A 25719-nucleotide genomic window follows, 5' to 3' on the forward strand; every position below is an offset into this window, starting at 1 on the left:
CGGTATTAGTCTTTGCGGGGTTTGGCGTCCGGCTTGTTGAGGTTGGTCAGCAGCGCGTCGCTGCTGCGTGGCGCCGGACCGTCCGGGCACAGGTTTTTCAGCATGGTCTGGCGGAAAGCATCGCCAAAGCTGGCTTTCTGCCACTTGGCACGGGTCGATTCGATCCAGCGCTTGCCCGCCGCGTCGGCAAAACCGTAGCTGCGCAGGCTGCGCTGGTCGCAGTGTACGCCTTCGCGGCTGATGTTCTCTGCACCCTTGCTGCTCAGCTGGCGCAGGGTGAAGCGGGTGACGCCGTCGCTGCCGATCTGGATCGAGCCGGCGTCGATGAACACGCGCTGTTTGACCTCGCCGGGCATCTCGATCTCGCGCCAGTCGAAGCTGGCCGGATACTCGGGCAGCGGCACGCTGGCTTCCTGCCACGGGGCTTCTTCCTCGTACCAGTTCTGCTTGTTGTGGACCGGGCGGTCTTTACCCAGGGCGCCGGCCAGTGCAAGGTTGGCCGCAAGGGCGATGAGAAGGGCAGGGGCAAGGTATTTCACGATCATGGGTTCCTGTTGGGAGTGAGGCGCATGGTCTGGCGACGGCGACCGCTTTCACGGCCGCCCAGTCCCCAGCTGACTTCGGTAAAGCTTAACTCGCCGCGCGCATTCAGCGTCAGCACCGACGAGGCGCGGGTGCCGTAGTCGCGACCGTTGATGAACACCGGCGACAGCATTTTTTCCATGGCCAGGCCGACGCCGGTATTGGGCAATTGTTCCACCGGTGCCGGGGTCGGGTCGCTGAGCCAGCGCAGGATGTCGTTCTCCACCGGCGGTCGCGCCTGTTGCTGCAGCTTTGTGCGCAGCTGTTCACACTTGAACCAGCGGCTGTTCATGTCGGCATTGGACAGCACGTGGATGCCCGGCGGCACGCGGTTGAGCATGCCGCTGCGGCTGTTGAAGTGCAACAGGTTGCGGATCTCGCCGAACAGCAGGTTGAACGGCGCGAACTGGCCGTGCTCGGCCTTGAGCCAGGCGGCGAACTCCAGCGCCGACTCGTTGCCGCTGACGAAGCGCTTGACCAGCTCGCCGCGCGAGCGCGCCGCGGGGCGGGTGCGGCCTTCGCGGATGTGGGTGACGGCGGCAAAGCGACCGCGCACGTCGATCGCCAGCCAGCTGCCGCCGGCCTGCAGGTCGCGCCCGCCGAGCACGTCCGGGTGCTCCGGGCGCCAGAAATCCAGCGCCGCAGTGGGGCGGGCGTAGTACTCGTCACGGTTGGCCGCCACCAGCAGCGGCCCGCAGGCGGCGGTCTGGTAGGCGAGGGCGATCACACACATATAATGGTATTGCGCACTTGGGCAATCAGCCGGCGCACCTTAAAATGGACCGCTTCATTGTAACGTGTAATGGCAGGGGATAGTTTTCATGCAGCCAGATCTTCACCTCGACCTGTCCGGTCTCAATTGTCCGCTGCCGATCCTGCGCGCGAAAAAGGCGCTGGCCGGGCTGACTAGCGGGCAGGTGCTGTCCGCCATCGCCACCGACCCCGGTGCGCCCAAGGATTTCGAGGCCTTTTGTCGCCAGACCGGCAACGTATTGCTGGAGTCCTCCACCGGCGAGGATGGCCGCTTCCTGCTGGTTATCCGCCGCAAATAAGACACCACCGGCGTCGCCACGGCGGCGCCCGCTTTTTATTCCAGAAAGGTTTTGCCATGCAACTGACTCTTACCCGCCCCGACGACTGGCACCTGCACATCCGTGATGGCGAGGCGCTGGCGGCGGTGCTGCCGGATACCTGTCGCCAGATGGGCCGCGCCATCATCATGCCGAACCTGAAGCCGCCGGTGACCACCGTGGCGCAGGCCGCCGCCTACCGTGAGCGCATCCTGGCCGCGCGTCCGGCCGGCAGCAACTTCGAGCCGCTGATGACGCTGTACCTGACCGAAACCACCACCGCGGATGAAGTGCGCAAGGCCAGGGAAAGCGGTTTTGTGCACGGCATCAAACTGTACCCGGCCGGCGCCACCACCAACTCCGACGCCGGCGTGCGCGACGTGAACAACGCGATGGCGGCGCTGGAAGCGATGGCCGAAGTCGGCATGCCGCTACTGGTGCACGGCGAAGTGACCGACCCTGCCGTGGACGTGTTCGACCGCGAGGCAGTGTTCATCGACACCGTGTTCGAGCCGCTGATGGCGCGCTTGCCGCAACTGCGCGTGGTGTTCGAGCACATCACCACGCAACAGGCGGCGGAGTACGTCGCCGGCGCTGCGGCCAACGTTGCCGCCACCATCACCGCCCATCACCTGCTGATGAACCGCAACGCGCTGTTCACCGGCGGCATCCGTCCGCACCACTACTGCCTGCCGGTGCTCAAGCGCGAACGGCACCGCGAGGCGCTGCTCAAGGCGGCGACCAGCGGCAGCGACAAGTTCTTCCTCGGCACCGACAGCGCGCCGCACGCGCGCCACACCAAGGAAAACGCCTGCGGCTGCGCCGGCATGTACACCGCCAATGCCGCGATCGAGCTGTATGCCGAGGCGTTCGAGGCGGCCGGCGCGCTGGACAAGCTGGAGGCGTTCGCCAGCTTCAACGGCCCGGCGTTCTACGGTCTGCCGCGTAACGGCGACACCATCACCCTGGTGAAGGAAAGCTGGCAGGTGCCGGCGGAAATCGTCTACGGCAACGACACGCTGGTGCCGCTGCGCGCCGGCGAGCATGTGCATTGGAAATGCCTGGCATGAGTATGACTCATGCCTTGGCATAAATTTGGTGCAATTGTTCTAGTTGCGTGAAAAAAATGCCACGCTTTTTGTTTGTCTTGGTGGCTAATTCGTGTTTTTGTGCTTGTGACGCACTTTATGGCTGGGCATAATTGCCCCGCCTTTGCGTGTTGTATCCATATCGTGCGGAGGGCCAGCCTTGGGTTGGCCCTCGTCGTTTCAAGGAGAGCAGGAGAATATGAAAAAAACCATGACAATCAGTGTGTTGGCAGCGTCCGTTGCCCTGGGCCTGGGCGTATCCGGCGCCGCGTTTGCCGCCAAGGTACCGGCCGGCACGCCGCTGGCGGCCAAGCAGGAAATCGTGCGCAACAACGGTTCCGAGGCGGAATCGCTGGATCCGGCCATCGCCGAATCGGTGGGTGCCAACAACCTCGTCCGCGACCTGTTCGAAGGCCTGACCGCCACCGACAACGAAGGCAAGGTCGTGCCGGGTGTGGCCGAATCCTGGAAGCAGAAAGATCCGACCACCTGGGTATTCACCCTGCGCAAGAACGCGAAGTGGTCGGATGGCAGCACCGTGACCGCCGATGATTTTGTCTATGGTATTCGTCGTTTCCTTGATCCGAAGACTGCCTCCACCTACGCCACCACCTACGGCGCTTTCCTGCTCAACGGCGTGGAAGCTGCCGAAGGCAAGAAGCCGGTCGCCGATGTCGGCGTCAAGGCGCTGGACAAGTTCACCCTCGAAATCAAGACCCCGTACCCGGTGGCCTTCCTGCCGGAAGTGGTGTCCAACGGCCAGCTGGGCCCGGTACCGAAAGCGGCCGTCGACAAGTTTGGCAAGGACTGGGTCAAGCCGGGCAATATGGTCAGCAACGGCGCCTTCGTGCTGAAGGAGTGGCAGGTTAACAGCAAGGTGGTGCTGGCCAAGAACCCGCAGTACTGGGACAACAAGAACGTGCAGCTGACCCGCGTCACCTACCTGCCGATCGAAGACGGTTTTGCCGACGTGAAGATGTTCCTGTCCGGCGAGAACGACTGGGTGTACCAGCTGCCGCCAGGCACCTACGAGAAGTACAAGGCCGAGCTGCCGAAAGACATCCGCAACGCGCCGATGCTGGGCCTGCGTTACTACGGCCTGAACCACAAGGACCCGGTGATGAAGGACGTGCGCGTGCGCAAGGCGCTGAGCATGGTCATCGACCGTGACATCCTCGCCACCAAGATCACCGCCGACGGCCAGGTACCGGCCTACAGCGCCATCGTGCGCGGCACCAGCGGCGCCGACGTGACCAGCTACGACTGGGCCAAGTGGCCGATGGCGCAGCGCGTGGCCGAAGCCAAGAAGCTGCTGGCCGCCGCCGGCGTGAAGCCGGGCAGCAAGATCAAGTTCAGCTACAACACCAGTGAATACCACAAGAAGATGGCGATCTTCGCGGCCTCGGAGTGGAAGAGCAAGCTGGGTCTCAATACCGAGCTGGAAAACATGGAGTTCAAGGTACTGCTGAAGAAGCGCCATGACGGCGACTACCAGATCGGCCGCAACGGCTGGGTAGCCGACTACAACGACGCCAGCACCTTCCTGACCCTGGTGCAGTGCGGCTCCGAGCAGAACGACAACTTCAACTGCAATCCGAAGGCCGAAGCGCTGATCAAGCAGGGCAACCTGGCGCAGAACCCGGCCCAGCGCAAGCAGCTGCTGACCCAGGCCACCAAGATGATCATGGACGACTACCCGATGATCCCGCTCTTGCAGTACACCGTACCGCGCCTGGTGAAATCCTACGTCGGCGGCTACACCACCAGGAATCCGATGGACCGCTACCGCAGCAAGGACCTGTACATCATCAAGCACTAAGCTGAGCTGATGGCAGTCTGACGGGGCTTGCCCCTGATGTGCGCAGACCGGGTGTGCTCCGTGACGGAGCCACCCGGTCTGGTTTGAAGCGATGGCGATTGCTGCACTGCCGCGATCCGCGGCGCTGCTGCCGCTTGCCCACCCGCATTGCTGCAATGCAAAGCGCTATCTGTCCCTGGAGTACTCCCATGTGGTCTTACGCTTTACGACGCGTGCTGATGACGATCCCCACGTTGCTGCTCGTCATCACCGTCTGTTACCTGATGCTGCACGCCACCCCCGGTGGCCCGTTTGACACCGAACGCAAGGTTTCCGCGGCGGTGATGGCCAACCTGCAGGCCAAGTACCATCTGGACCTGCCGCTGTGGCAACAATACCTGCTCTACCTCAAGAGCCTGCTGCAAGGCGATCTCGGGGCCTCTTTCCGCTACGCCGACTGGAGCGTCAACGAGCTGGTGGGCAATGCGCTGCCGGTGTCGCTGGCCATCGGCGGCGGCTCCCTGCTAATTTCGGTGTTTATCGGTGTGGCGCTGGGCATCGTCGCCGCGCTGCGCCAGAACAGCCTGATCGACTACTTCGTGATGCTGGTCGGCAACCTCGGCAGCGCCTTCCCCTCGTTCGTGATCGGCCCGGTGCTGATCCTGCTGTTCGCCATCTGGCTGAGCGTGCTGCCAGCCGGCGGCTGGAACGACTTCGACCCGCGCTACATGGTGCTGCCGATCGCACTGCTGACCTTCATCAACGTGTCCACCATCGGCCGCGTGATGCGCGGCAGCCTGATTGAGGTGCTGAACAGCAACTTCATCCGCACCGCGCGCGCCAAGGGCCTGCCTCTGCGGACCATCGTGTTCCGCCACGCGCTGAAACCGGCGCTGATGCCGGTGGTGTCGGTGCTCGGCCCGCTGGCGATCTCGTCGATCACCTCGGCGGTGGTCACCGAGTCGGTGTTTTCCCTGCCGGGGCTGGGCAAGCTGATCATCAACGGCGCCTCCAACCGCGACTACACGCTGGTGCTGGGGCTGGTGGTACTGGTGACCGTGTTCGCGGTGATTCTCAATCTGCTGGTTGACCTCGCCTACGCGTATCTCGACCCGAAAATCCGCTACTGAGCGAGGGCTTGCACATGCTGTTCAGAAGTAAACAAAAGGCCATGGCCGAGGCCATGGCGGCCAACCTGAGCATGGCCGCGGTCGAAGGCCGCAGCCCGTGGGCCGATGCCCGCGAACGCTTCCTGCGTAACAAGGCGGCCGTGGTCAGCCTGATCCTGCTGGTGCTGGTGGTGCTGGCCTGTGTTTTCGGGCCGATGCTGCTGCCGCACAGCTACGAGGACACCGACTGGGATGCGATGGCGATGGCGCCGACCTGGCACAACCTGCACCTGTTCGGCACCGACGACCTCGGCCGCGACCTCTTGGTGCGCACCCTGATCGGCGGCCGCATCTCGCTGATGGTCGGCCTGTTGGCCACCATCGCCTCGGTCACCATCGGCATCGTGTGGGGCGCCACCGCCGGCTTCCTCGGCGGCAAGGTCGACACCGTGATGATGCGTATCGTCGACATGATGTACGCGGTGCCCTACCTGCTGATCGCCATCCTGATGGTGACCCTGCTCGGTCGCGAGTTCTACCTGGTGGTGCTCACCATCACCGTGTTCTCGTGGATGGACATGGCGCGCGTGGTGCGCGGCCAGACGCTGTCGGTGAAGTCGAAGGAGTTCGTCGAGGCGGCGCGCGCCATCGGCGTGTCCACCGGCAGCATCATCTTCCGCCACGTGGTACCCAACCTGCTGGGCATCGTGGTGATCTACACCACGGTGACGGTGCCGGGCGTGATCCTTACCGAATCGGTGCTGTCCTTCCTCGGCCTTGGCGTGCAGGAGCCGATGACCAGCTGGGGCGTACTGATCGAAGACGGCACCGGGGTGATGGAAACCACACCGTGGATGCTGCTGTTCCCTGCGGCCATGCTGTCGCTCACCCTGTACTGCGCCAACTATATCGGCGACGGCATGCGTGACGCGCTGGACCCGAAAGACCGATAAGAGGAGAACGGCATGAGCCTGTTACAAGTAAACAATCTCGGCGTGCAGTTCCAGACCCCCGACGGTCTGGTCAGCGCCGTCAACGGCGTCAGCTTCGAGCTGCAGGCCGGACAGACCCTGGGCATCGTCGGCGAATCCGGCTCCGGCAAGAGCCAGAGCGTGCTGGCGATGATGGGGCTGCTTGCCAAAAACGGCAAAGCCACGGGCGAAGCGCTGTACAACGGCCAGAACCTGCTGACCATGAGCCCGAAACAGCTCAACGGCATCCGCGGTGACCGCGTGTCGATGATCTTCCAGGACCCGATGACCTCGCTGAACCCCTACCTGACGGTGGAGCGGCAGATGACCGAGGTGCTGGAGCTGCACAAGGGCATGACCCGGCGCGAGGCGAAAAAGCGCGCGATCAGCCTGCTGGAAGCGGTGCGCATCCCCGAGGCCGCGCGCCGTATCGACATGTACCCGCACGAGTTCTCCGGCGGCATGCGCCAGCGCGTGATGATCGCGATGGCGCTGCTGTGCGAGCCGGAAGTGCTGATCGCCGACGAGCCGACCACCGCGCTGGACGTGACGGTGCAGGCGCAGATTCTCAGCCTGCTGAAAGACCTGCAGCGCGACTTCGGCACCGCCATCGTGATGATCACCCACGACCTGGGTGTGGTGGCCGGCCTGTGCGAAAAGGTGATGGTGATGTACGGCGGCCGCGTGATGGAATACGGCAGCGCCAACGACATCTTCTACCAGCCCTCGCACCCGTACACCATCGGCCTGCTTGGCGCGCTGCCGCGGCTGGACCACGACGGCAGCGAGCTGGTCAGCATCCCCGGCAATCCGCCGAACATGGCCAACATGCCCAAGGGCTGCCCGTTCTCCGAACGCTGCACCCACGTCAGCGAGCTGTGCGTCGGCACGCTGCCGCCACTGGCCGCCTCTGCGGCCAACCCTGCCGTGCTGCGCGCCTGTCACAAGGCGCCGGCCGAGCTGAAACCGTCCGTCGAGGTAGTGGCCCATGTCTGACAAGAAACTGATTCTCTCGGTGCGCGACGTCAAGGTGCACTTCAAGGTCAAGGGCGGCAACGACTGGCCGTGGACGCCGAAGAAAACGCTGAAGGCGGTCGATGGCGTCAGCTTCGACCTGTACGAAGGCGAGACGCTGGGCGTGGTCGGCGAGTCCGGCTGCGGCAAGTCGACGCTGGCGCGCTCCATCCTCAACCTGATCCCGGCCACCGCCGGCGAGATCGTGTGGATGGGCCGTGATCTGCGGCAGGGCACGGAGAAGGACTGGCTGGCGGTGCGCCGCGACATCCAGATGATCTTCCAGGACCCGCTGGCCTCGCTCAATCCGCGCATGACCATCGCCCAGATCATCGGCGAGCCGCTGCGCGTGCACCGCCCGGAGCTGTCGTCCGACGAGGTGATGAAGCGCGTGCGCGCGATGATGGTCAAGGTCGGCCTGCGCGAGCAGATGATCAACCGCTACCCGCACGAGTTCTCCGGCGGCCAGTGCCAGCGCATCGGCATCGCCCGCGCGCTGATCCTGGAGCCGAAACTGATCATCTGCGACGAGCCGGTGTCGGCGCTGGATGTGTCCATCCAGGCGCAGATCATCAACCTGCTGAAGGAGTTGCAGCGCGAGATGGGCCTGGCGCTGATCTTCATCGCCCACGACCTGGCGGTGGTGAAGCACATCTCCGACCGCATCCTGGTGATGTACCTCGGCCGCGAGATGGAGCTGGCGGAGAAGCACGCGCTGTACGACCTGCCATCGCACCCGTACACCCGCGCACTGCTGTCGGCGATCCCGATTCCGGACCCGAAACTGGAGCGCAGCAAGCAGATCCAGATCCTGCAGGGCGACCTGCCCAGCCCGATCAACCCGCCGTCCGGCTGCGTGTTCCGTACCCGCTGCCCGCTGGCGGAGGCGCAGTGCGCCGGCGAACGCCCGGCATTGCGCCGCCTGAGCGCCGACACCCAGTCGTCCTGCCTGCTGGCCTGAGGCAAGGTTGGCCGCAAGCCTGCGGCCAACCTTGTCGACACCGCCCTGTCACCGCGCAAACGGTGGCAGGGCTTTTTCATGGCTGACGCGCAGGCCGGGCTGCGCTGCTTACGGTGGCGGGCGGGCCTGTCCTGTGCAGCAGGCGGCAAGGTTGGCCGCAAGGCCTGCCGGTGGTGCCACTATCCGGCGCGGTCGTGACCGGGCGGGCACCGCCAGCGTTATCACGCTGCGCACTGCGGCCAACCTTGCTGCGTGTGTACTGACCGCCCGCGCCGGCGCGGCACCATGAAAAACGCCGCCGTGACCGAGGTCACGGCGGCGTGGTGAGGGCGTTTGCTACGGATCAGCTCAGCTGGCCATGGCACTGCTTGTAGCGCTTGCCGCTGCCGCACGGGCAGGCGTCGTTGCGGCCGACGCGCAGACCCTGCGCCGCCAGCGCGGCGGCGGAGAACGGGTTGTCGTCGCCGGAGACCGCGGACGGCAGCTCGTCGTGGTGCAGCTCCATGCCGGACACCTGATGCGGGGCAACCGCCTCGACGTCGGCTTCGCTGCGCACCTGCACCGTCATCAGCACGCCGACCACGCTGCGCTTGATGCGGTCCAGCATACCTGCGAACAGCTCGAACGCCTCGCGCTTATACTCCTGCTTCGGGTTCTTCTGCGCGTAGCCGCGCAGGTGGATGCCCTGACGCAGGTGGTCCATGGCAGCGAGGTGTTCGCGCCAGTTGTTGTCCAGCATCTGCAGCACCAGACCGTGCTCGAACTGGCGCATCGCCTCTTCGCCGGCCTGCTCGACCTTGTCCTGGTAGGCGGCCGCAGCCAGCTCCAGGATGCGTTGCTTGATGTCCGGAATGTCCAGCGTCGGCTGTTCCTGGATCCACTGCGCCACCGGCGCGGCGAGCAGGAATTCGCTTTCCAGTGCCTTTTCCAGGCCCGGCAGGTCCCACTGTTCTTCCAGCGATTCCGGCGGCAGGTGCTGGTCGACGAGGTCGGACAGTACGTCGTCGCGCATGTTGGCGACGATGGCGGACACGTCCTGGTCTTCCAGGATTTCGTTGCGCTGCTGGTAGATCACCTTGCGCTGGTCGTTGGCGACGTCGTCGTACTCCAGCAGTTGCTTGCGGATGTCGAAGTTGCGGCCTTCCACCTTGCGCTGTGCGTTCTCGATGGAGCGGGTCACCCAGGTGTGCTCGATCGCCTCGCCGTCCGGCATCTTCAGCTTGTCCATGATCATCGCCACGCGCTCGCCGGCGAAGATGCGCAGCAGCGGGTCTTCCAGCGACAGGTAGAAGCGGCTGGAGCCGGGGTCGCCCTGGCGGCCGGCACGGCCGCGCAGCTGGTTGTCGATACGGCGCGATTCGTGGCGTTCGGTGCCGATGATGTGCAAACCGCCGGCGGCCAGCACCTGTTCGTGGCGCTGTTTCCAGTCGGCGCGGATGGCGTCGATGCGCGCGGCCTTGTCGGCGTCGGACAGCGACTCGTCGGCTTCCACGGCCTTGATTTCCGGTTCCGGATTGCCGCCGAGCACGATGTCGGTACCGCGGCCGGCCATGTTGGTGGCGACGGTGATCACGCCGGGGCGGCCGGCCTGCACAATGATGTCGGCTTCACGCGCGTGTTCCTTGGCGTTCAGCACGTTGTGGGTGAGGCCGGCGTCGCTAAGCAGCTTGGCAACGATTTCCGAGTTTTCGATGCTGGTGGTGCCGACCAGCACCGGCTGGCCGCGCTGCTGGCAGTCGCGGATGTCGGCGAGGATGGCCGCGTACTTTTCGCGGCTGGAGCGGTAGATCTTGTCCTGGCTGTCGATACGCACCATCGGGCGGTTGGTCGGGATCACCACCGTCTCCAGGCCGTAGATGCTCTGGAATTCGAAGGCCTCGGTGTCGGCGGTACCGGTCATGCCGGACAGCTTGCCGTACAGGCGGAAGTAGTTCTGGAAGGTGATCGAGGCCAGCGTCTGGTTCTCGCGGTTGATCTGCACGCCTTCCTTGGCTTCCACCGCCTGGTGCAGGCCGTCGGACCAGCGGCGGCCGGACATCAGGCGGCCGGTGAATTCGTCGACGATGATCACCTCGCCGTCCTGCACCACGTAGTGCTGGTCGCGCATGAACAGCGCGTGCGCCTTCAGCGCGGCGCCCAGGTGGTGCATCAGCGAGATGTTGGCCGCCGAGTACAGGCTGTCGCCCTCCTGCAGCAGGCCCATCTCGGCCATGATCTGTTCCGCGCGCTCGTGGCCTGCTTCGGACAAGAGCACGCTGTGCGCCTTCTCGTCGACCCAGTAGTCGCCGTCGCCGTCTTCGGTTTCCTGCTTCTGCAGGCGCGGCGGCACCTGGTTGATCAGCTGGTACATGGCGACGTTGTCATCGGCCGGGCCGGAGATGATCAGCGGTGTGCGCGCCTCGTCGATCAGGATGGAGTCCACCTCGTCGACCACGGCGAAGTTGAGCTTGCGCTGCACCTTCTCGCCCAGCGAGAACACCATGTTGTCGCGCAGGTAGTCGAAGCCGAATTCGTTGTTGGTGCCGTAGGTGATGTCGCTGCCGTAGGCGGCCTTCTTGGCGTCGTGCGGCATCTGGCTGAGGTTGACGCCGACCGACAGGCCGAGGAAGTTGTACAGCTTGGCCATGATGCCGGCGTCGCGGCTGGCCAGGTAGTCGTTGACGGTGATCACGTGCACGCCGTTACCGGACAGCGCATTCAGGTACACCGGCAGGGTGCCGACCAGGGTCTTGCCCTCGCCGGTACGCATCTCGGCGATCTTGCCCTGGTGCAGCACCATGCCGCCGATCAGCTGCACGTCGAAGTGGCGCATGTTCAGCACGCGGCGCGACGCTTCGCGGCAGACGGCGAACGCCTCCGGCAGCAGCGCGTCCAGCGTTTCGCCCTTGGCATGACGCTCCCGGAATTCGGTGGTCTTGGCCGCCAGCGCTGCGTCGGACAGCGCGGTCATGGTGCTTTCCATGGCGTTGATGCGCGCCACAACCTGTCGGTATTCCTTCAGCAGGCGTTCGTTGCGGCTGCCGAATACTTTCTTAAGGAGCGTCGAAATCATTGTCTGAACATCCAGCGGCCAGCGGGCCGAAAAAAATGGCTTAAAGTGTAGCACACGAACAAGCGGGATAGATGGGGCCGATTCTGAGCGGAATCAAGATGCATGGCGATGAATTGCCGGCCCTTGCGGCCAACCTTGCGCCCGCTGCGGATGACGGGGCGGGCGGGGCGGTTTGGCGCTAAACTGCGCTTATCCCTTTTGTCCGATCCGATCATGAGCAGCCTGCACCTCACCGCCTTCAGCCGCCGCGACAAGCAGCTGGCCGACCTGACCGCCGCCGCCCACGCCATCCTGGCGCTGGACCGCGCGTTCAAGCGCCTGTTGCCGGGGCAGCTCGGCCAGTTCTGCCAGGTGGCCTGCGTACGCGACGGCGAGCTGGTGGTCTACGCGCACAACAGCACCGTGGCCGCACGCCTGAAGCTGCTCGGCAACAGCCTGCTGGCGCCGCTGCAGCGCCAGGGCCACCCGCTGCGCACCCTGCGCGTCAAGGTGCTGCCGACGCCGCCCAAGCTGCGCAAGCCGAAATCCTTTTCCCTGTCCGAGGCCGGCGTCAGCGCCTTCGACGACGCCGCGCGCCAGATCCGCAACCCGGTGGTGCGCGAGGCGATGCTGGCCCTGCTGGCCCACCACAAATCACGCTGACGAAGCATGCCTTGTGCATGATCTGGCGGCGGGTGTGGTATTCCTGAGCGATTGCCGCCCCGCCACGGCGGGCAAGCTGGCGGAGGCCGGTGCCGCCGTTTATGCTGCGGTGCAGATGCCGACAGAGCATCGTCAACCGGACATTACCCAGATCATGACAACCCTCACCAGCCACCCGTTGCGACGGGTGCTCAACGACGAAGCCCACGCTCGTCCCCCGATCGCCATTCCGTCGCCGGCGCGACTGACCACGCTGACCCTGCTGTTCGACGACGACGACACCGCGCAGCGCGCCGCCTTCGTCGACCTGTTCCGCCGCCTCGGCCTGCCGCTGCCCGACCCGCGCGGCGCACACCATACCGGCATCGCCGGCGACCTCACCGTGCGCTGGGCGCTGCATACCGAATTCGTACGCTACACCTTCGTATTGTCCGGCGACTGCGTCGACCCGTTCGAACGCACCGCGCTGGACCGGCTGCCGAAGGACTGGCTGGCCAGCCTGCCCGGCGAGCTGATGGTGGCGATCCATGCCGTGCTGCTGCCAGCGTCGCAGGAGGCGCCGGCCAGCGAGATCTCGCAACGCTGGTTCGGCGGCTACGACCTGATCGGCGCCGAGATCGGCGACGGCAACGGCGTCGCCTACACCGACCTGCGCCTGCACCCGGACGCGCGCCTGAGCGACGGCTTCAGCCGCTACGTGGTGATCGACCGCGACATGGGACCGTCGCAGTCCGGCCGCATGCTGCAGCGCCTGTTTGAGATCGAGACCTACCGTCTGCTGGCGCTGCTGGCGTTGCCGGAGGCGAAGCGGCAGGCGCCGGAGCTGAGCCGCCTCGGCACCCAGCTGCGCAGCGTCACCCAGCGAATGGCGGAGCAGAGCGACACCGACGCGCTGCTGTTGGACGAGCTGACCGATCTGGCGGCACAGGGCGAACAGCTGATTGCCGAGAGCCAGTACCGCTTCGCCGCCGCGCGCGCCTACTACAAGCTGGTGGAGCGGCGCATCACCGAGCTGCGCGAGAGCCGGCTGTCCGGGCTGCAGCCGTTCCGCGAATTCATGGAGCGGCGGCTGGTGCCGGCGATGGAAACCTGCGACACCGCGGCCAAGCGCCAGGAGCGGCTGATGGCACGGCTGCAGCGCAGCACCGCCTTGCTGCGCACGCGGGTGGAAGTGATGCACGAGGCGCAGAACCGCGCGCTCTTGGCGAGCATGAACAAGCGCGCCGCGCTGCAGCTGCGGCTGCAGGAGACGGTGGAAGGGCTGTCGGTCGGCGTGCTGACCTACTACGCGATCGGCCTGCTGTCCTATCTGTTCAAGGCCGGCAAGGCGCTGGGCGCGCCGATCAATGCCGAGCTGGCCACCGGGCTGTCGGTGCCGCTGGTGGCGCTGGCGGTGTGGTGGGGCATGCGGCGGCTGAAGCGCACCGTGCTGCATTGAGTCACTCCAGGCCGCAAGGTTGGCCGCAATGCAAACCGGCCCGACAGCGTGTGCTGTCGGGCCGGTTTGTTTATCGGGGGCGGGGCGATCAGAACGCGACGCTGACCCCGGCGTAGGCACCGTCGGCGATGCTGCGGTCGCGCTGGCTGTCGTTGCGCTTGACCTCGAACACGCGGTAGCCGGCCTCGACGCCGACCAGCTTCAGCGGGCTCCAGCGCAGGCCGACCATGCTGTCGCTCACCGATTTCACGCTGCCGCTGGCAGCCGACGACGGCGCGTAGAAGCCCTGTGCGAACAGCTCGGTGCTGGCCGGCAGGTCGATGGTCAGGCGGCCGCCGACCATGGCGGCGCTGGCGTAGCCGTCCGACTCCAGGTAGGCGAGCTTGCCGCCCAGATCCAGGCGCATCAGCGCCGGCACCGGCAGGCCGAACATCACGCCGATGGCGCTGGCCTGTGGCTTGTCGCCCTGCGGCACGTCCTTGCGCGCCACGATGTGGTCGAGGCTGATGCCGGGGCCGAGGCCGGTCGGCATGCGGGTGAGGAAGTCGTAGTCGCTGCCGCGGGCGAGGGTGGTATCGCCGGCAACGGCGGACAGTGGCAGGCAGGCGGCCAGCGCCAGCAGGACGGGTTTCAGCATGATGTTCTCCGGAAAAAGGGGAGCGATGTTACGCCTGTCCGGCGCCACCTTCCAGCTCGGTGACGCGTTGCAGCAGGCTGGCGACGGTCTGCTCCAGCGCGCTGACGCGCTCGGCGAGGCTGTCGTCGCCGCTGGCGGGCGCGGTGGTGGCGGCGGGCTGTGTCATCGGATGCAGGGTATGCACCCAGCGCGCCTCGCGCTCGCCCGGCTGGCGTGCCAGCTTCAGCACCAGCGGCGGGTACTTGTCGGCCAGCGCATTCAGCGCGGTCTCCACCTCCTCGACACTGCCAAAGCTGTACAGGCGGCCGGCGCGGGTGCGCAGCTCGGCGGCAGTCTGCGCGCCGCGCAGCATCAGCAGCGCCAGTGCGGCCAACCTTGCACCGTCGATGTTCCACGCGTAGTTGAGGCGGTGCTCGTACTTGGCGACGCGGCTGCCGGCCGGCAGGCGCTCGTTGATCAGCTTGGCGGCAAGCAGGCTGTCCAGCGTGGCACTGAGATCGGCCTCGCTCAGCTGCATCACCGGCTCGCGGCTGGTCAGCTGGTTGCAGGCGGACAGCAGCGCGTTGAGGGTCAGCGGATAGCTGTCCGGGGTCAGCGCCTGTTTCTCGATCAGCGCGCCGAGGACGCGTACCGCGTGCGGCTCCAGTGTCAGGGTGTCCATTTTGTTCTCCTTTTGACGATGGCTGCGGCCATCATCGCATCTTATGGCGGCGCTGCGGCAGTCTTGACAGCCCGCGGCGCATTGCGCACCCTTGCCGCCCGATAGCCTGTTTGTGGAGTGCGCCTGATGCAACGTGTTGATTTGTTACTGGTCGAGCTGGGCCTGGCGCCATCGCGCACCGCGGCGCAGGCGCTGATCGCCGCCGGGCGGGTCAGCGTCGACGAGGGCGGCCAGTTGCGCGACATCGGCAAGGCCAGCCAGAAACTGCCGGCCGACAGCCGCTTCGTGATCGTGCCGGACGAGGCCGACCGCTACGTGTCGCGCGGCGGGCTGAAGATGGCCGGCGCGCTGGCGCAGGCCGGCTTGCGGATAGACGGCTGGACGGCGCTGGATGTCGGACAGTCTACCGGCGGCTTTTCCGATTGCCTGCTGCAGGCCGGCGCGCGGCGGGTGGTGGGGGTCGACGTCGGCCACGACCAGCTGGCGCCAAGGTTGGCCGCCGATCCGCGCATCGTCGCCTTCGAGGGCATCAACGCCCGCGCGCTGGACCACGCGGCGCTGCTGGCCGCCAACGACGGTGCGCCGTTCGACCTGATGGTGTGCGACGTATCGTTCATCTCGCTGGCGCTGGTGTACCCGTCGGCGCTGCCGCTGATCCGGCCGGGCGGCTACCTGCTGAGCCTGGTCAAGCCGCAGTTCGAGGTTGGCCGCGAGGGGCTGGGCCATGGCGGCATCGTGCGCGACGCGCAGCTGTACGCCGGGGTGGAGCAGAAGATCAGCGCGCTGGTGGCCGAGCTGGGCTTCCAGCGCCTGGACTGGTTCGACAGCCCGATCAAGGGCGGCGACGGCAACCGCGAGTTCTTCATCTTCGCGCAGCGCCATCCCGCCTGAGTGCTCAGCCTATGCTCGGCAACGGGTTGTCGTCGTCTTCCGGATTGCGCACCACCAGCAGCGGCAGCGTGGTCTTGCGCATGATGTCCTCGGCGAAGCTACCCATCAGCAGGTGACGCCAGCCGCGGTGGCCGTGGGTGCCAATCACCAGCAGGTCGCTGGCGACCTGGGTGGCGCAGTCGACCAGCGTCTGCGACATGCTGCTGCCGCCTTCCGGCGCTTCCAGCAGGAAGCAGTCAACCTGGCCCACGCCCATTTGTCGCGCGTAGTCGGCGGCCTCGTCGAGGATGGCCTGGCCGCGACCGCGTGCCTCCGCCAGCAGCGCGCCGCTGTCGAGCAGACCGACGCTCTCGATGGCGAAATCGTGCAGCGACACTACATGCACCAGGGACAGGCGGGCCTTGCCGGCGGCGGCAAGACGAACCGCCTCGATCAGGGCCGGGCGGGCGTTATGGCTGCCGTCGAGGGCAACCGTCAGATGCTGGTACATGCATTTCTCCTTTAGCGGTTGAGGGCGTTCCGGTTGTGGCGGCCATGCCGTCCACCTTGATGTATTTGGCATGAATGGTGCACCGGATGGCGGGCTGTAGCAAGGCTGTTCCTCATGCCATTTATAGGTGTTTTCACGGATAGGTTGGCCTGCGATTGCAGATTAGAATTATGTCATTATCAGAGGAGGATATGCCGTGTTCGCCTGGTTCGCTGTCTCTGCATTATTGGTATTTGCTGCCCTGTACTGGTTGTTCTTCGTCAAGCCGGCGCAACAACGAGCCAGCGCCAAGGCCGCGGCCCGTGTCGACACGGCACGCCGGGCGGTACACGCGCAGACGCAGCCGCTGCAGCAGGATGTCCACCTCACCGGTCCTGCCTACGGTGCGCTGCTGCGCATGGCACACGGCGACCGGCAGAAGGTCGAATTCTGGATCATTGAGGTGCAACGCCAGATGCCCAGCCTGTCGCGCAGTGACGCCATCGAGTTGCTGGCCGAGCGCACCGCGGCGCCGATGGCCGCCACCGCCTAAGCGCACTCCCGTCTTGCCCCGAACAGGCCACGGCATTGCCGTGGCCTGTGCCGTTTTGGACCGGCTTCAGGCCAGTACCGACAGGTAGCGACGCTCCCACGGTGTGATCTCGCCGTGAAAATGCTGCAATTCCACTTCCTTCACCGCAGCGTAGGCCAGGCTGAACGCCTCGCCAAACAGGCGGCCGACGCTGTCGGCGCCCTGCATCGCCGCCAGCGCCGCGTCCAGCGTATTGGGCAGCAACTCGCAGTCGGCCTGCTTGAACACGTTGCCCTGCGCCGGCGCGCTAGGCTGCAGGCCGTCCTCGATGCCGAGCAGGCCGGCGCCGAGGCTGGCCGCCAGCGACAGGTAGGGGTTGGCGTCGCAGCCGGGCAGGCGGTTTTCCACCCGCCGCGCCTCCGGGCCGCCCTGCGGGATGCGCAGCCCGACCGAGCGGTTATCCAGCCCCCACGACACGTTGACCGGTGCCGCCAGCCCCTTAACGAAGCGGCGGTAGGAGTTGGGGCTGGGGCAGAACAGCGGCATCAGCTTGGGCAGATGGGCCTGCAGACCAGCGATGAAGTGGTGGAACAGCGCGCTCTCGTTGCCGTGGCGGTCGCTGAACACGTTGTTGCCGTCGCGGTCGACCAGGCTCTGGTGCAGGTGCATCGAGCTACCGGGCTGGCCGGCCAGCGGTTTGGCCATGCACACCACGTTCAGGCCGTGGCGATTGCCGGTTTCCTTGAGCAGGGTCTTGAACAAAAAGGTCTGGTCGGCCAGTGCCAGCGCGTCGCCGTGCTTGAGATTGATCTCGAACTGGCTGGGGCCCATCTCGTGTACCCAGGTATCGGTGGCGATGCCAAGCTGTTCGCAACCGCGGTAGACGTCGTCGAAAAACGCCTCCAGATCGTTGAGGGTGGTAAAGCTGAACGAGTCGAAGCCGACCTCGCACCGGCCGCTGCGCAGTGCTGGCGCCTGGAACGGTTGCGCCGGGTCAGGGTTGGCCGCAAAGATGTAGAACTCCAGCTCCGGTGCCACGATGGGCTGCAACCCGCGTGCGGCGTAGCCGGCCAGCACCCGCTTCAGCGCCGAGCGCGGCGCGAAGGGGGTCAGTTCGCCATCCAGATCGACACAGTCGCACAGCACCAGCGCGCGCGGCGTCGCGGCCCATGGCACCGGGCGCAGTGTGGCCAGGTCCGGGCGCAGCGTGGCGTCGGGGTCGTTTTCGCCGTAGAAGTGGTAGTCGGGGAATTCGCCGACGCAGCTCTGGATCGCCACCGCGCGCGCGATGCGCAGCGTCTGGCCGCCGATGAAGGCCTCACGCGGCAGCGTCTTGCCACGGGCAAAACCGCTGACATCGGCAAAACACAGTTCCACATCACGACAGCCGCGCTCGCGCAGCCACTGGCTCTGTTCGGTATTGGGGACGACGGGGTACATGCACGACTCCTGAACGGGATGGCGGGGCGCAAGCGCGGTGCCAACGGGCCAGACGATTATGCCTGTGCGGTAATGCGGGGCAAGCATTTCGTTCCGCATGGCGGGACTGTATTTCAAAAAATTGAAATACCCCACCATCGGCCGCCAAAAGCGGAATTTATCCTGTGAAGTTGTCCACAGCGCCTTGCTTTCACTGTAGCAGCACGCCGGCTGTGCTCCGCAGCTGGCGGCCGCCGCGACGCAGGGGCAAGTGCTTGGCGGCAAAGCGCTTCCCGACGAGTGGCGGGCGCCCGATGAGCCGGTTTCGTGCCGGCGGCGACCAGCCGGTGCGGCAGGCGCGGTCTTGTGCACAAGTTATCCACAGCAGGCTGTGGGTGAGTCGCGCTGCCGGCCGTGGTGGTGAACAAGGAACGGCGGACAAGGAACGGCGGACAAGACAATGCGCCGCGGGCAGGACTGCCGGCGGCGCATCGGAGGGTGAAACTGGTGCGGTCTTACTGGCGGATCTGGCCGTCGCCGAGCACGATCCACTTCTGGCTGGTGAGGCCGTGCAAGCCGACCGGGCCGCGGGCGTGGATCTTGTCGGTGGAGATGCCGATCTCGGCGCCGAGGCCGTACTCGAAGCCATCGGCAAAGCGGGTGCTGGCGTTGACCATCACGCTGGCGGAATCCACCTCGCGCAGGAAGCGGCGCGCGCGGCCGTAGTCATCGGTGACGATGGCGTCGGTGTGGTGGCTGCCGTAGTGGTTGATGTGCTCGATGGCGTCGTCGATGCCGCCGACCACCTTGATTGCCAGCACCGGTGCCAGGTACTCGGTTTCCCAGTCGGCCTCGGTCGCCGCGATCACCTTGTCGCCGAGGATGCCCTGGGTGCGCTCGCAGCCGCGCAGCTCGACGCCTTTTTCCCAGTACGCTGCGGCCAACCTTGGCAGGATGAACTCGGCAAACGCGGTGTGCACCAGCAGCGTTTCCATGGTGTTGCAGGTGCCGTAGCGGTGGGTCTTGGCGTTCAGCGCGATGTTGAAGGCTTTTTCCGGGTTGGCGGTGTCGTCGATGTAGACGTGGCAGTTGCCGTCCAGGTGCTTGATCACCGGCACGCGCGCCTCGCGGCTGATGCGCTCGATCAGGCCCTTGCCGCCGCGCGGCACGATCACGTCGACGAACTCGCTCATGGTGATCAGCTCGCCCACCGCGGCGCGGTCGGTGGTTTCCAGCACCTGCACCGCATGCAGCGGCAGGTCTGCCACGCGCAGGCCCTCGTGCACGCAGGCGGCGATCGCCTGGTTGCTGTGGAAGGCTTCGGAGCCGCCGCGCAGGATCACCGCGTTGCCGGATTTCAGGCACAGGCCGGCGGCGTCGGCGGTCACGTTCGGCCGCGCCTCGTAGATGATGCCGACCACGCCCAGCGGCACGCGCATCTTGCCCAGCTGGATGCCGGACGGACGGTAGGTGAAGTCGTCCATCTCGCCGACCGGGTCCGGCAGTGCGGCGATCTGGCGCAGGCCCTCGGCCATGCCGCGCACGGTTTTTTCAGACAGCGTCAGGCGGTCGATCAGCGCTTCTTCCAGTCCGTTCTGGCGCGCGTTTTCCAGATCCACCATGTTGGCCGCAACCAGCCGTTCCAGATCGCGCTCGATGGCGTCGGCGATGGCCAGCAGTGCCTTGTTCTTCTGGTTGGTGTCGGCGCGGGCGACGGCGCGGCTGGCCTTGCGCGCGGCCTGGCCGACGACGTTCATGTAGTGTTTGATGTCCATGGCTTTGTCCTGTCCTGCGGGCGTTTTCCTAGCGTTACAGCGTAACGCATCTGCCCCGCTTTCGGCCAGTGTCGCGCACAGCCAAGCGCCGCCGCGGCGAGCGGGTGCCGGAGCGGGAAGCGGCGCCGGCTCGGCATTTCCGCAACGTCCCGTTTCGCGGCCACCGCCGGCAGCGGGCGCGCGCATTGACCTTGTCCGGTAAAGGGCTTAATTTGTCTGACAAGCAACCGCTTGGTTGCTTGACGCCAGACCGCGCGCCAGACGCGGCAGACACAAGAGAGACCCGACATGACCTCGTACCACGACTTCCATCGCCGCTCCATCGACGATCCGGCCGGCTTCTGGGCGGAGCAGGCGCAACGCATCCACTGGCACAAGCCCTTCGACCAAGCGCTGCGCTACGACGAACCGCCGTTCCGCGACTGGTTCGCCGGCGGCGAGACCAACCTGTGCTACAACGCCGTCGACCGCCACCTGGCCGCGCGCGGCGAGCAGGCGGCGCTGGCCTATGTGTCCAGCGAGACCGGCATCGAGACCAGCTACAGCTACCGCGAGCTGCACGCCGAAGTCGCGCGCTTCGCCGCCATCCTGCAGGCGCAGGGCGTGGAAAAGGGCGACCGGGTGCTGATCTACATGCCGATGATCCCGGAGGCGATCTTCGCGATGCTGGCCACGGTGCGCCTGGGCGCCATCCACTCGGTGGTGTTCGGCGGCTTCGCCTCCGCCAGCCTCGCCACCCGCATCGAGGACGCCACGCCCAAGGTGATGGTGACGGCCGACGCTGGCATGCGCGGCGGCAAGGTGATCGCCTACAAGCCGCTGGTGGACGAGGCGCTGGCGCTGGCCGGCAGCAGCGCGCCGGGCAAGGTGATCGTGGTCAATCGTGGTCTGGCCGAGGCGCCGATGATGAAGCCGGGGCGCGACCTCGACTACGCCGCGCTGCGCGAAGCACATCTGGAAGAGCGCGCCGACGTGACGTGGGTGGAATCCAACCACCCGAGCTACATCCTGTACACCTCCGGTACCACCGGCAAACCGAAGGGCGTGCAGCGCGACACCGGCGGCTACGCGGTGGCGCTGGCGGCGAGCATGGACTACATCTACGGCGGCAAGCCGGGCGAGTGCTACTTCTCCACTTCCGACATCGGCTGGGTGGTCGGCCACTCCTACATCGTGTACGGCCCGCTGCTGAACGGCATGACCACGCTGGTGTACGAGGGCCTGCCGATCCGCCCCGACGCCGGCATCTGGTGGCAGCTGGTGGAAAAGTACAAGGTCACGGTGATGTTCTCGGCGCCGACCGCCATCCGCGTGCTGAAGAAGCAGGACCCGGCCTGGCTGCACAAGTACGACCTCTCCAGCCTGCGCGCGCTGTTCCTCGCCGGCGAGCCGCTGGACGAGCCGACCGCCACCTGGATCGCCGGTGAACTGGACATCCCGGTGCTGGACAACTACTGGCAGACCGAGACCGGCTGGCCGATGCTGACGCTGTGCAACGGCGTGGAGCCCAAGCCGGTGAAATACGGCAGCCCCGGCCTGCCGGTGTACGGTTTCAACGTGAAACTGTTCAACGAGGCCACCGGCGAGGAGGTCGGCCCCGGTGAGAAGGGCGTGATCGGCGTGATCCCGCCGCTGCCGCCGGGCTGCATGAGCACCATCTGGCAGCAGGACCAGCGCTTTGTCGATACCTACTTCAGCCTGTTTCCGGACAAGCTGGTGTACTCCAGCTTCGACTGGGGCATCAAGGATCAGGACGGCTACTTCACCATCCTCGGCCGCACCGACGACGTGATCAACGTCGCCGGCCATCGCCTCGGCACCCGCGAGATCGAGGAGGCGGTCAGCAGCCACAGCGCCATTGCCGAGGTGGCGGTGGTGGGGGTGGAAGACAGCCTGAAAGGCCAGGTGCCGAAGGCGTTCGCGGTGGTGAAGAACCCGGCGCTGCTGGACGATCCGGCGCAGCGTGCGGCGCTGGAAAAAGAGGTCATCGCCCAGGTGGCGGCGCAACTGGGCGCGATCGCCAACCCGGCGCGGGTGTACTTCGTCAACCAGCTGCCCAAGACCCGTTCCGGCAAGGTGCTGCGCCGCTCCATCCAGGCACTGGCCGAAGGGCGTGACCCGGGCGACCTGACCACGCTGGACGATCCGGCCGGCATCGAGCAGATCCGGCAGAGCATCGCCCAGGCCTGAGCCGGCAGAGCGGCGCGCCGCGACGGATGGCCACGCCGGCCGCCGTCGCGGTTTTTTGTTGCCCGGCGCCGGCCGTTTCTGCGCCTGCGGCCAACGTTGGCCGCACAACGGCGGCAAAACAGCGGATAATCGTTGCCCGATTCCCATTTTCCAGATTGCCGCCATGTCCGACGACACCATCCGCCTTTCCAAACGCATGACCGAACTCGGCCTGTGCTCCCGCCGCGAGGCCGACGAATTCATCGAGCAGGGGCTGGTGAAGGTCGATGGCGTGGTGGTCGACGTGCTCGGCAGCCGCGTGCGTCCGGAGCAGCGCATCGAGCTGGAAGCGCGCGCGCTGAACGAGCAGGCCGAGCGCGTCACCCTGCTGCTGCACAAGCCGGTCGGCTACGTCAGCGGCGCGGCGGAGGTGTCCGGCGAGCGCCCGGCGTGGCAGCTGATCAAGGCCGACACCCTGTCGCCGAACGACCGCTCCGGTTATACCTTCCTGCGCAAGCACCAGCTGCACCTGGCCGCCGCCGGACGGCTGGACGTCGACGCCTCCGGCCTGCTGGTGCTGACCCAGGACGGCCGTGTGGCGCGCAAGCTGCTGTCCGGCGACTGCGAGCAGGAACTGCTGGTGTGGATAGACCGGCCGCTGGACGACGCCGGCCTCGCCGCGCTGAAGGCCGGCGTCAACAGCGACGGCGACCGCCTCACCGCACTGCGCGTCAGCCGCCAGAGCGACAGCCAGCTGTGCTTCGTGCTGCGCGACATGCAGCGCCGCCACATCCAGCGCATGTGCGCCGCGGTCGGGCTGCAGGTGAAGGCGGTGCGCCGCATCCGCATCGGCCGCGTGCGGCTGGGCGATCTGCAGCAGGGGCAGTGGCGCTACCTGGGCGAAAACGAGAAATTCTGACGCGGCGCCGCTTGCCGGCTGCATGACAAAACCCCCTGCCGTGACAGGGGGTTTTTGCTGTGCGCTTCGCGGCGGCACGCGCCGGAAGGCCCCAAGGTTGGCCGCAACGCCGCTGCGGCCAACCTTGGGCGCGATCAGGCTCAGTCCTTGCGCGCCAGGCGGTCTTCCTCGAACACGGCGAAGGTCTTCTTCGCCGGTTCCACCACTTCCCAGATGCCCTCGAAGCCTTCCGGGATCACGAAGTGCTGGCCGGCGACGATCTCGACCATGCCGCCGTTGTCGTCGTGCATGCGCACGCGGCCTTCCAGCAGGGTACAGAACTCGCACTCGGTGTACTTCACCCGCCACGCGCCGACGCCACCGGACCACAGGCCGGCGTGGAACTGGCCGGTCGGGTCGCTGTAGTGCATCTCGACGGTCTGCTGGCACTCGCCGGCCAGGCGACGCTCCTGCGGCGCGGAAAACGAATCCGGGGTGATGTCCTGCTGATGGAACAGGACGATATCTTTGGCGCTGGACATGGCACGCTCCTTTGTAGTCTTATTTTCTACAACGTGTTGATTATGTTTGACACTTTGGCACAGCCGCGCCGTGGCGGCAAGCCACGGCGCCTGATTGTGATCAAATTTTCCGGGCGGCTCAGCGCCAGTCGCCGCGCAATTCCGTCACCGTCCGCTGCAGCGCGGCAGCGCTGACCTCGTTCGCCGCCAGCGGCGGCGCTGCCTTCAGCGCGATGCGCGACCAGAAGCGGCGCGGCCAGCTGAGCATCGCCTTGCCGTAGCGGCGCGAGAAGAAGCTGCCCCACATGCCGCACAGCGCCATCGGCACCACCGGCACCGGCGTGCGCGCCACGATCTCCTCGATGCCGAGCTTGAACAGGTTGATCTCGCCATCGTAGGTGATCTTGCCCTCCGGGAAGATGCACACCACCTCGCCCTCGGCCAGCGCCGCCGCCACTTCGTCGAAGGCGCGCGCCTTGGCCTGCGGGTCTTCCTTCGCCGGCGCGATCGGGATCGCGCGTGCGGTACGGAACACGAAGCCGAGCAGCGGGGTGTTGAAGATGTGGTGATCCATCACGAAGCGGATCGGGCGGCGCACCGCGCCGGCGAGGATCAGCGCGTCCATGAAGCTGACGTGGTTGCAGACCAGCACGCAGGGGCCGTGCTCCGGAATCTGTTCCAGCCCCTGATGACGCACGCGGTACAGGGTGTGGGTCAGCAGCCAGATCACGAAGCGCATCAGGAATTCCGGCAGCAGGCTGTAGATGTAGGCGGCCACCACCAGGTTCAGCAGCGCCGCGATCAGCAGCACCGTCGGGATGCCGACGCCGTTCGCCGCCAGCACCGCGGCAAAGGCCGCCGACCCCACCATGAACAGCGAGTTGAGGATGTTGTTGGCGGCAATGGCGCGCGAGCGGAATTCCGGTGCCGAGCGCGACTGCACCAGCGCGTACAGCGGCACGATGTAGAAGCCGCCGAATACGCCGATCAGCGCGAAGTCGGCCATCAGCCGCCAGTTGCCGGCGCCGGCGACGAAGGCCAGCCAGTTAAGCGTGGCGGCCGGGTGCGGCGGGGTGGCGAAGTACAGGTCGATGCCGAACAGGCACAGCCCCAGCGAGCCGAAGGGCACCAGCCCCAGCTCCACCTTGCGGCCAGACAGCTTCTCGCACAGCATCGAGCCGATGCCGACGCCGAGCGAAAACAGCGTCATCAGCAGCGTGTACACGGTGGCGTCGCCGCCCAGCACCTCGGACGCGTAGGTCGGCAGCTTGGACAGGTAGATGGCGCCGAGGAACCAGAACCAGGAGATGCCCAAGAGGCTCAGCCACACCGGCCGGCTCTGTCTGGCCTGCCTGATGATCTGCCAGGTCTGGCGCGCCATGTTCCAGTCTATCGGCAGCGCGGCGGCGGTCGGCGGCGCCGGCGGCATCGCCCGCGCCGCGGCCAGGCCCGCCAGCGCGCAGCCCAGGAGCGCCAGCACGATGCTGATGCGGCTGTCGTCGGCCGCCACCAGCACGGTGCCGGCCACCTGGCCGAGGATGATGGACACGAAGGTGCCCATCTCGATCAGGCCGTTGCCGCCCACCAGCTCGCCGGGGCGCAGGTACTGTGGCAGCACGCTGAATTTCAGCGGCCCGAACAGCGTGGAGTGTATGCCCATTAAAAAAATGGTGGACATCAGGATCACACCGTTGTTGCGCCAGAAGCCCAGCGCCGCCAGCAGCATGATGGCGATCTCCATCTGCTTCACCAGCCGCGCGATGGCGGCCTTGTCGTACTTCTCGCACAGCTGGCCGGCGGTGGCGGAGAACAAAAAGAAGGGCAGGATGAACAGCGCCGCCGCCAGCTGGATCATCAGCTCCGGCGCCAGCCCCAGCATCTGCATGCCGTGGAAGTTGATCAGCACGATCACCGCGTTTTTCAGCAGGTTGTCGTTGAAGGCGCCGAAAAACTGGGTGACGAACAGCGGCAGGAAGCGCCGGGTGCGGAACAGGTCGAACTGGTTGGGGTGGTGCGACATGG

22 protein-coding genes and 1 pseudogene are annotated in these 25719 nt (G+C 66.2%); 13 read left to right on the forward strand and 10 right to left on the reverse strand.

All coding sequences use genetic code 11. The features are described 5' to 3' along the window. Positions 1-5 precede the first annotated feature (5 nt). Together PQU96_RS04210 and PQU96_RS04215 are read right to left on the reverse strand one after the other, a co-directional pair. The gene (locus PQU96_RS04210) at positions 6-539 is read right to left on the reverse strand and encodes a CNP1-like family protein (protein WP_272770997.1); all 534 of its coding nucleotides are present in this window, start codon (positions 537-539) and stop codon (positions 6-8) included. Positions 540-541: 2 nt separating this feature from the next. Continuing rightward, positions 542-1315, reverse strand: a complete 774-nt coding sequence (locus tag PQU96_RS04215) for an NRDE family protein (protein ID WP_272770998.1) — start codon at positions 1313-1315, stop codon at positions 542-544. 88 nt (positions 1316-1403) lie between these two features. On the opposite strand from PQU96_RS04215, the gene PQU96_RS04220 reads away from it, so the two are divergent. The 7 genes from PQU96_RS04220 to oppF all read left to right on the forward strand — a co-directional run bounded on the left by PQU96_RS04220 (position 1404) and on the right by oppF (position 8593). Beyond that, positions 1404-1634 carry a sulfurtransferase TusA family protein gene (locus PQU96_RS04220; protein ID WP_272770999.1) on the forward strand — a complete coding sequence of 77 codons (231 nt, stop codon included), beginning with the start codon at positions 1404-1406 and terminating at the stop codon, positions 1632-1634. A 56-nt stretch (positions 1635-1690) separates the two neighbouring features. Then, positions 1691-2722, forward strand: a complete 1032-nt coding sequence (gene pyrC / locus PQU96_RS04225; RefSeq protein ID WP_272771000.1) for a dihydroorotase — start codon at positions 1691-1693, stop codon at positions 2720-2722. A gap of 229 nt (positions 2723-2951) precedes the next feature. Then, positions 2952-4559 carry a peptide ABC transporter substrate-binding protein gene (locus tag PQU96_RS04230; protein WP_272771001.1) on the forward strand — a complete coding sequence of 536 codons (1608 nt, stop codon included), beginning with the start codon at positions 2952-2954 and terminating at the stop codon, positions 4557-4559. A 188-nt stretch (positions 4560-4747) separates the two neighbouring features. Continuing rightward, on the forward strand, positions 4748-5668 hold the full coding sequence (gene oppB, locus PQU96_RS04235) for an oligopeptide ABC transporter permease OppB (protein ID WP_272771002.1): 921 nt from the start codon (positions 4748-4750) through the stop codon (positions 5666-5668). 14 nt (positions 5669-5682) lie between these two features. Continuing rightward, positions 5683-6600 carry an ABC transporter permease gene (locus PQU96_RS04240; RefSeq protein ID WP_272771003.1) on the forward strand — a complete coding sequence of 306 codons (918 nt, stop codon included), beginning with the start codon at positions 5683-5685 and terminating at the stop codon, positions 6598-6600. A gap of 12 nt (positions 6601-6612) precedes the next feature. Beyond that, on the forward strand, positions 6613-7614 hold the full coding sequence (locus PQU96_RS04245) for an oligopeptide/dipeptide ABC transporter ATP-binding protein (RefSeq protein WP_272771004.1): 1002 nt from the start codon (positions 6613-6615) through the stop codon (positions 7612-7614). Next, positions 7607-8593 (forward strand): murein tripeptide/oligopeptide ABC transporter ATP binding protein OppF, encoded by a 987-nt coding sequence (gene oppF / locus PQU96_RS04250; protein WP_272771005.1) that lies wholly within the window; start codon positions 7607-7609, stop codon positions 8591-8593. Before PQU96_RS04245 ends, oppF begins: the two co-directional genes overlap by 8 nt. A 343-nt stretch (positions 8594-8936) precedes the next feature. On the opposite strand, the gene secA is transcribed toward oppF, so the two are convergent. Next, positions 8937-11645 (reverse strand): preprotein translocase subunit SecA, encoded by a 2709-nt coding sequence (secA, locus tag PQU96_RS04255; RefSeq protein ID WP_272771006.1) that lies wholly within the window; start codon positions 11643-11645, stop codon positions 8937-8939. A 213-nt stretch (positions 11646-11858) separates the two neighbouring features. Here secA and PQU96_RS04260 point away from each other — a divergent pair, with 213 nt between their 5' ends. Then, positions 11859-12287, forward strand: coding sequence for a DciA family protein (locus PQU96_RS04260; RefSeq protein ID WP_272771007.1), 429 nt, complete (start codon positions 11859-11861; stop codon positions 12285-12287). Between the two features lie 154 nt (positions 12288-12441). Next, positions 12442-13725: a DUF3422 family protein gene (locus PQU96_RS04265; RefSeq protein WP_272771008.1), complete on the forward strand. Its 1284-nt coding sequence runs from the start codon at positions 12442-12444 to the stop codon at positions 13723-13725. An 88-nt stretch (positions 13726-13813) separates the two neighbouring features. On the opposite strand, the gene PQU96_RS04270 is transcribed toward PQU96_RS04265, so the two are convergent. Next, entirely contained in the window at positions 13814-14362 is a 549-nt protein-coding gene (locus tag PQU96_RS04270; protein ID WP_272771009.1) for a YfaZ family outer membrane protein, read from the reverse strand. Between the two features lie 28 nt (positions 14363-14390). Then, complete coding sequence (locus PQU96_RS04275; RefSeq protein ID WP_272771010.1) at positions 14391-15023, reverse strand: YceH family protein; 633 nt, start codon at positions 15021-15023, stop codon at positions 14391-14393. A 126-nt stretch (positions 15024-15149) separates the two neighbouring features. Between PQU96_RS04275 and PQU96_RS04280 the strand changes: the two genes are divergently transcribed. Beyond that, positions 15150-15914, forward strand: coding sequence for a TlyA family RNA methyltransferase (locus tag PQU96_RS04280; RefSeq protein WP_272771011.1), 765 nt, complete (start codon positions 15150-15152; stop codon positions 15912-15914). Between the two features lie 4 nt (positions 15915-15918). On the opposite strand, the gene PQU96_RS04285 is transcribed toward PQU96_RS04280, so the two are convergent. Continuing rightward, positions 15919-16404 (reverse strand): universal stress protein, encoded by a 486-nt coding sequence (locus PQU96_RS04285; RefSeq protein WP_272771012.1) that lies wholly within the window; start codon positions 16402-16404, stop codon positions 15919-15921. A 196-nt stretch (positions 16405-16600) separates the two neighbouring features. Between PQU96_RS04285 and PQU96_RS04290 the strand changes: the two genes are divergently transcribed. Next, complete coding sequence (locus PQU96_RS04290) at positions 16601-16936, forward strand: hypothetical protein (protein ID WP_272771013.1); 336 nt, start codon at positions 16601-16603, stop codon at positions 16934-16936. Positions 16937-17002: 66 nt separating this feature from the next. Here PQU96_RS04290 and PQU96_RS04295 read toward each other — a convergent pair whose 3' ends face one another. Both PQU96_RS04295 and PQU96_RS04300 read right to left on the reverse strand, forming a co-directional pair. Beyond that, positions 17003-18355 carry a glutamine synthetase family protein gene (locus PQU96_RS04295; RefSeq protein ID WP_272771014.1) on the reverse strand — a complete coding sequence of 451 codons (1353 nt, stop codon included), beginning with the start codon at positions 18353-18355 and terminating at the stop codon, positions 17003-17005. Positions 18356-18849: 494 nt separating this feature from the next. After that, positions 18850-20109: a glutamate-5-semialdehyde dehydrogenase gene (locus tag PQU96_RS04300; protein WP_272771015.1), complete on the reverse strand. Its 1260-nt coding sequence runs from the start codon at positions 20107-20109 to the stop codon at positions 18850-18852. A gap of 276 nt (positions 20110-20385) precedes the next feature. On the opposite strand from PQU96_RS04300, the pseudogene PQU96_RS04305 reads away from it, so the two are divergent. Together PQU96_RS04305 and PQU96_RS04310 are read left to right on the forward strand one after the other, a co-directional pair. After that, positions 20386-22299 (forward strand): annotated as a pseudogene (locus PQU96_RS04305) (propionate--CoA ligase); the annotation flags it as partial. A 163-nt stretch (positions 22300-22462) separates the two neighbouring features. Further along, positions 22463-23197, forward strand: a complete 735-nt coding sequence (locus tag PQU96_RS04310) for a pseudouridine synthase (RefSeq protein ID WP_272771016.1) — start codon at positions 22463-22465, stop codon at positions 23195-23197. Positions 23198-23337: 140 nt separating this feature from the next. Here the strand turns inward: PQU96_RS04310 and PQU96_RS04315 are convergent, their stop codons facing one another. Both PQU96_RS04315 and PQU96_RS04320 read right to left on the reverse strand, forming a co-directional pair. Further along, the gene (locus PQU96_RS04315; RefSeq protein ID WP_189373338.1) at positions 23338-23718 is read right to left on the reverse strand and encodes a cupin domain-containing protein; all 381 of its coding nucleotides are present in this window, start codon (positions 23716-23718) and stop codon (positions 23338-23340) included. Positions 23719-23836: 118 nt separating this feature from the next. Further along, positions 23837-25717: an MFS transporter gene (locus PQU96_RS04320; RefSeq protein WP_272771017.1), complete on the reverse strand. Its 1881-nt coding sequence runs from the start codon at positions 25715-25717 to the stop codon at positions 23837-23839. Between the last annotated feature and the right edge of the window lie 2 nt (positions 25718-25719).

It is taken from the genome of Vogesella margarita (assembly GCF_028548475.1).
Taxonomy (GTDB): Bacteria; Pseudomonadota; Gammaproteobacteria; order Burkholderiales; family Chromobacteriaceae; genus Vogesella; species Vogesella margarita.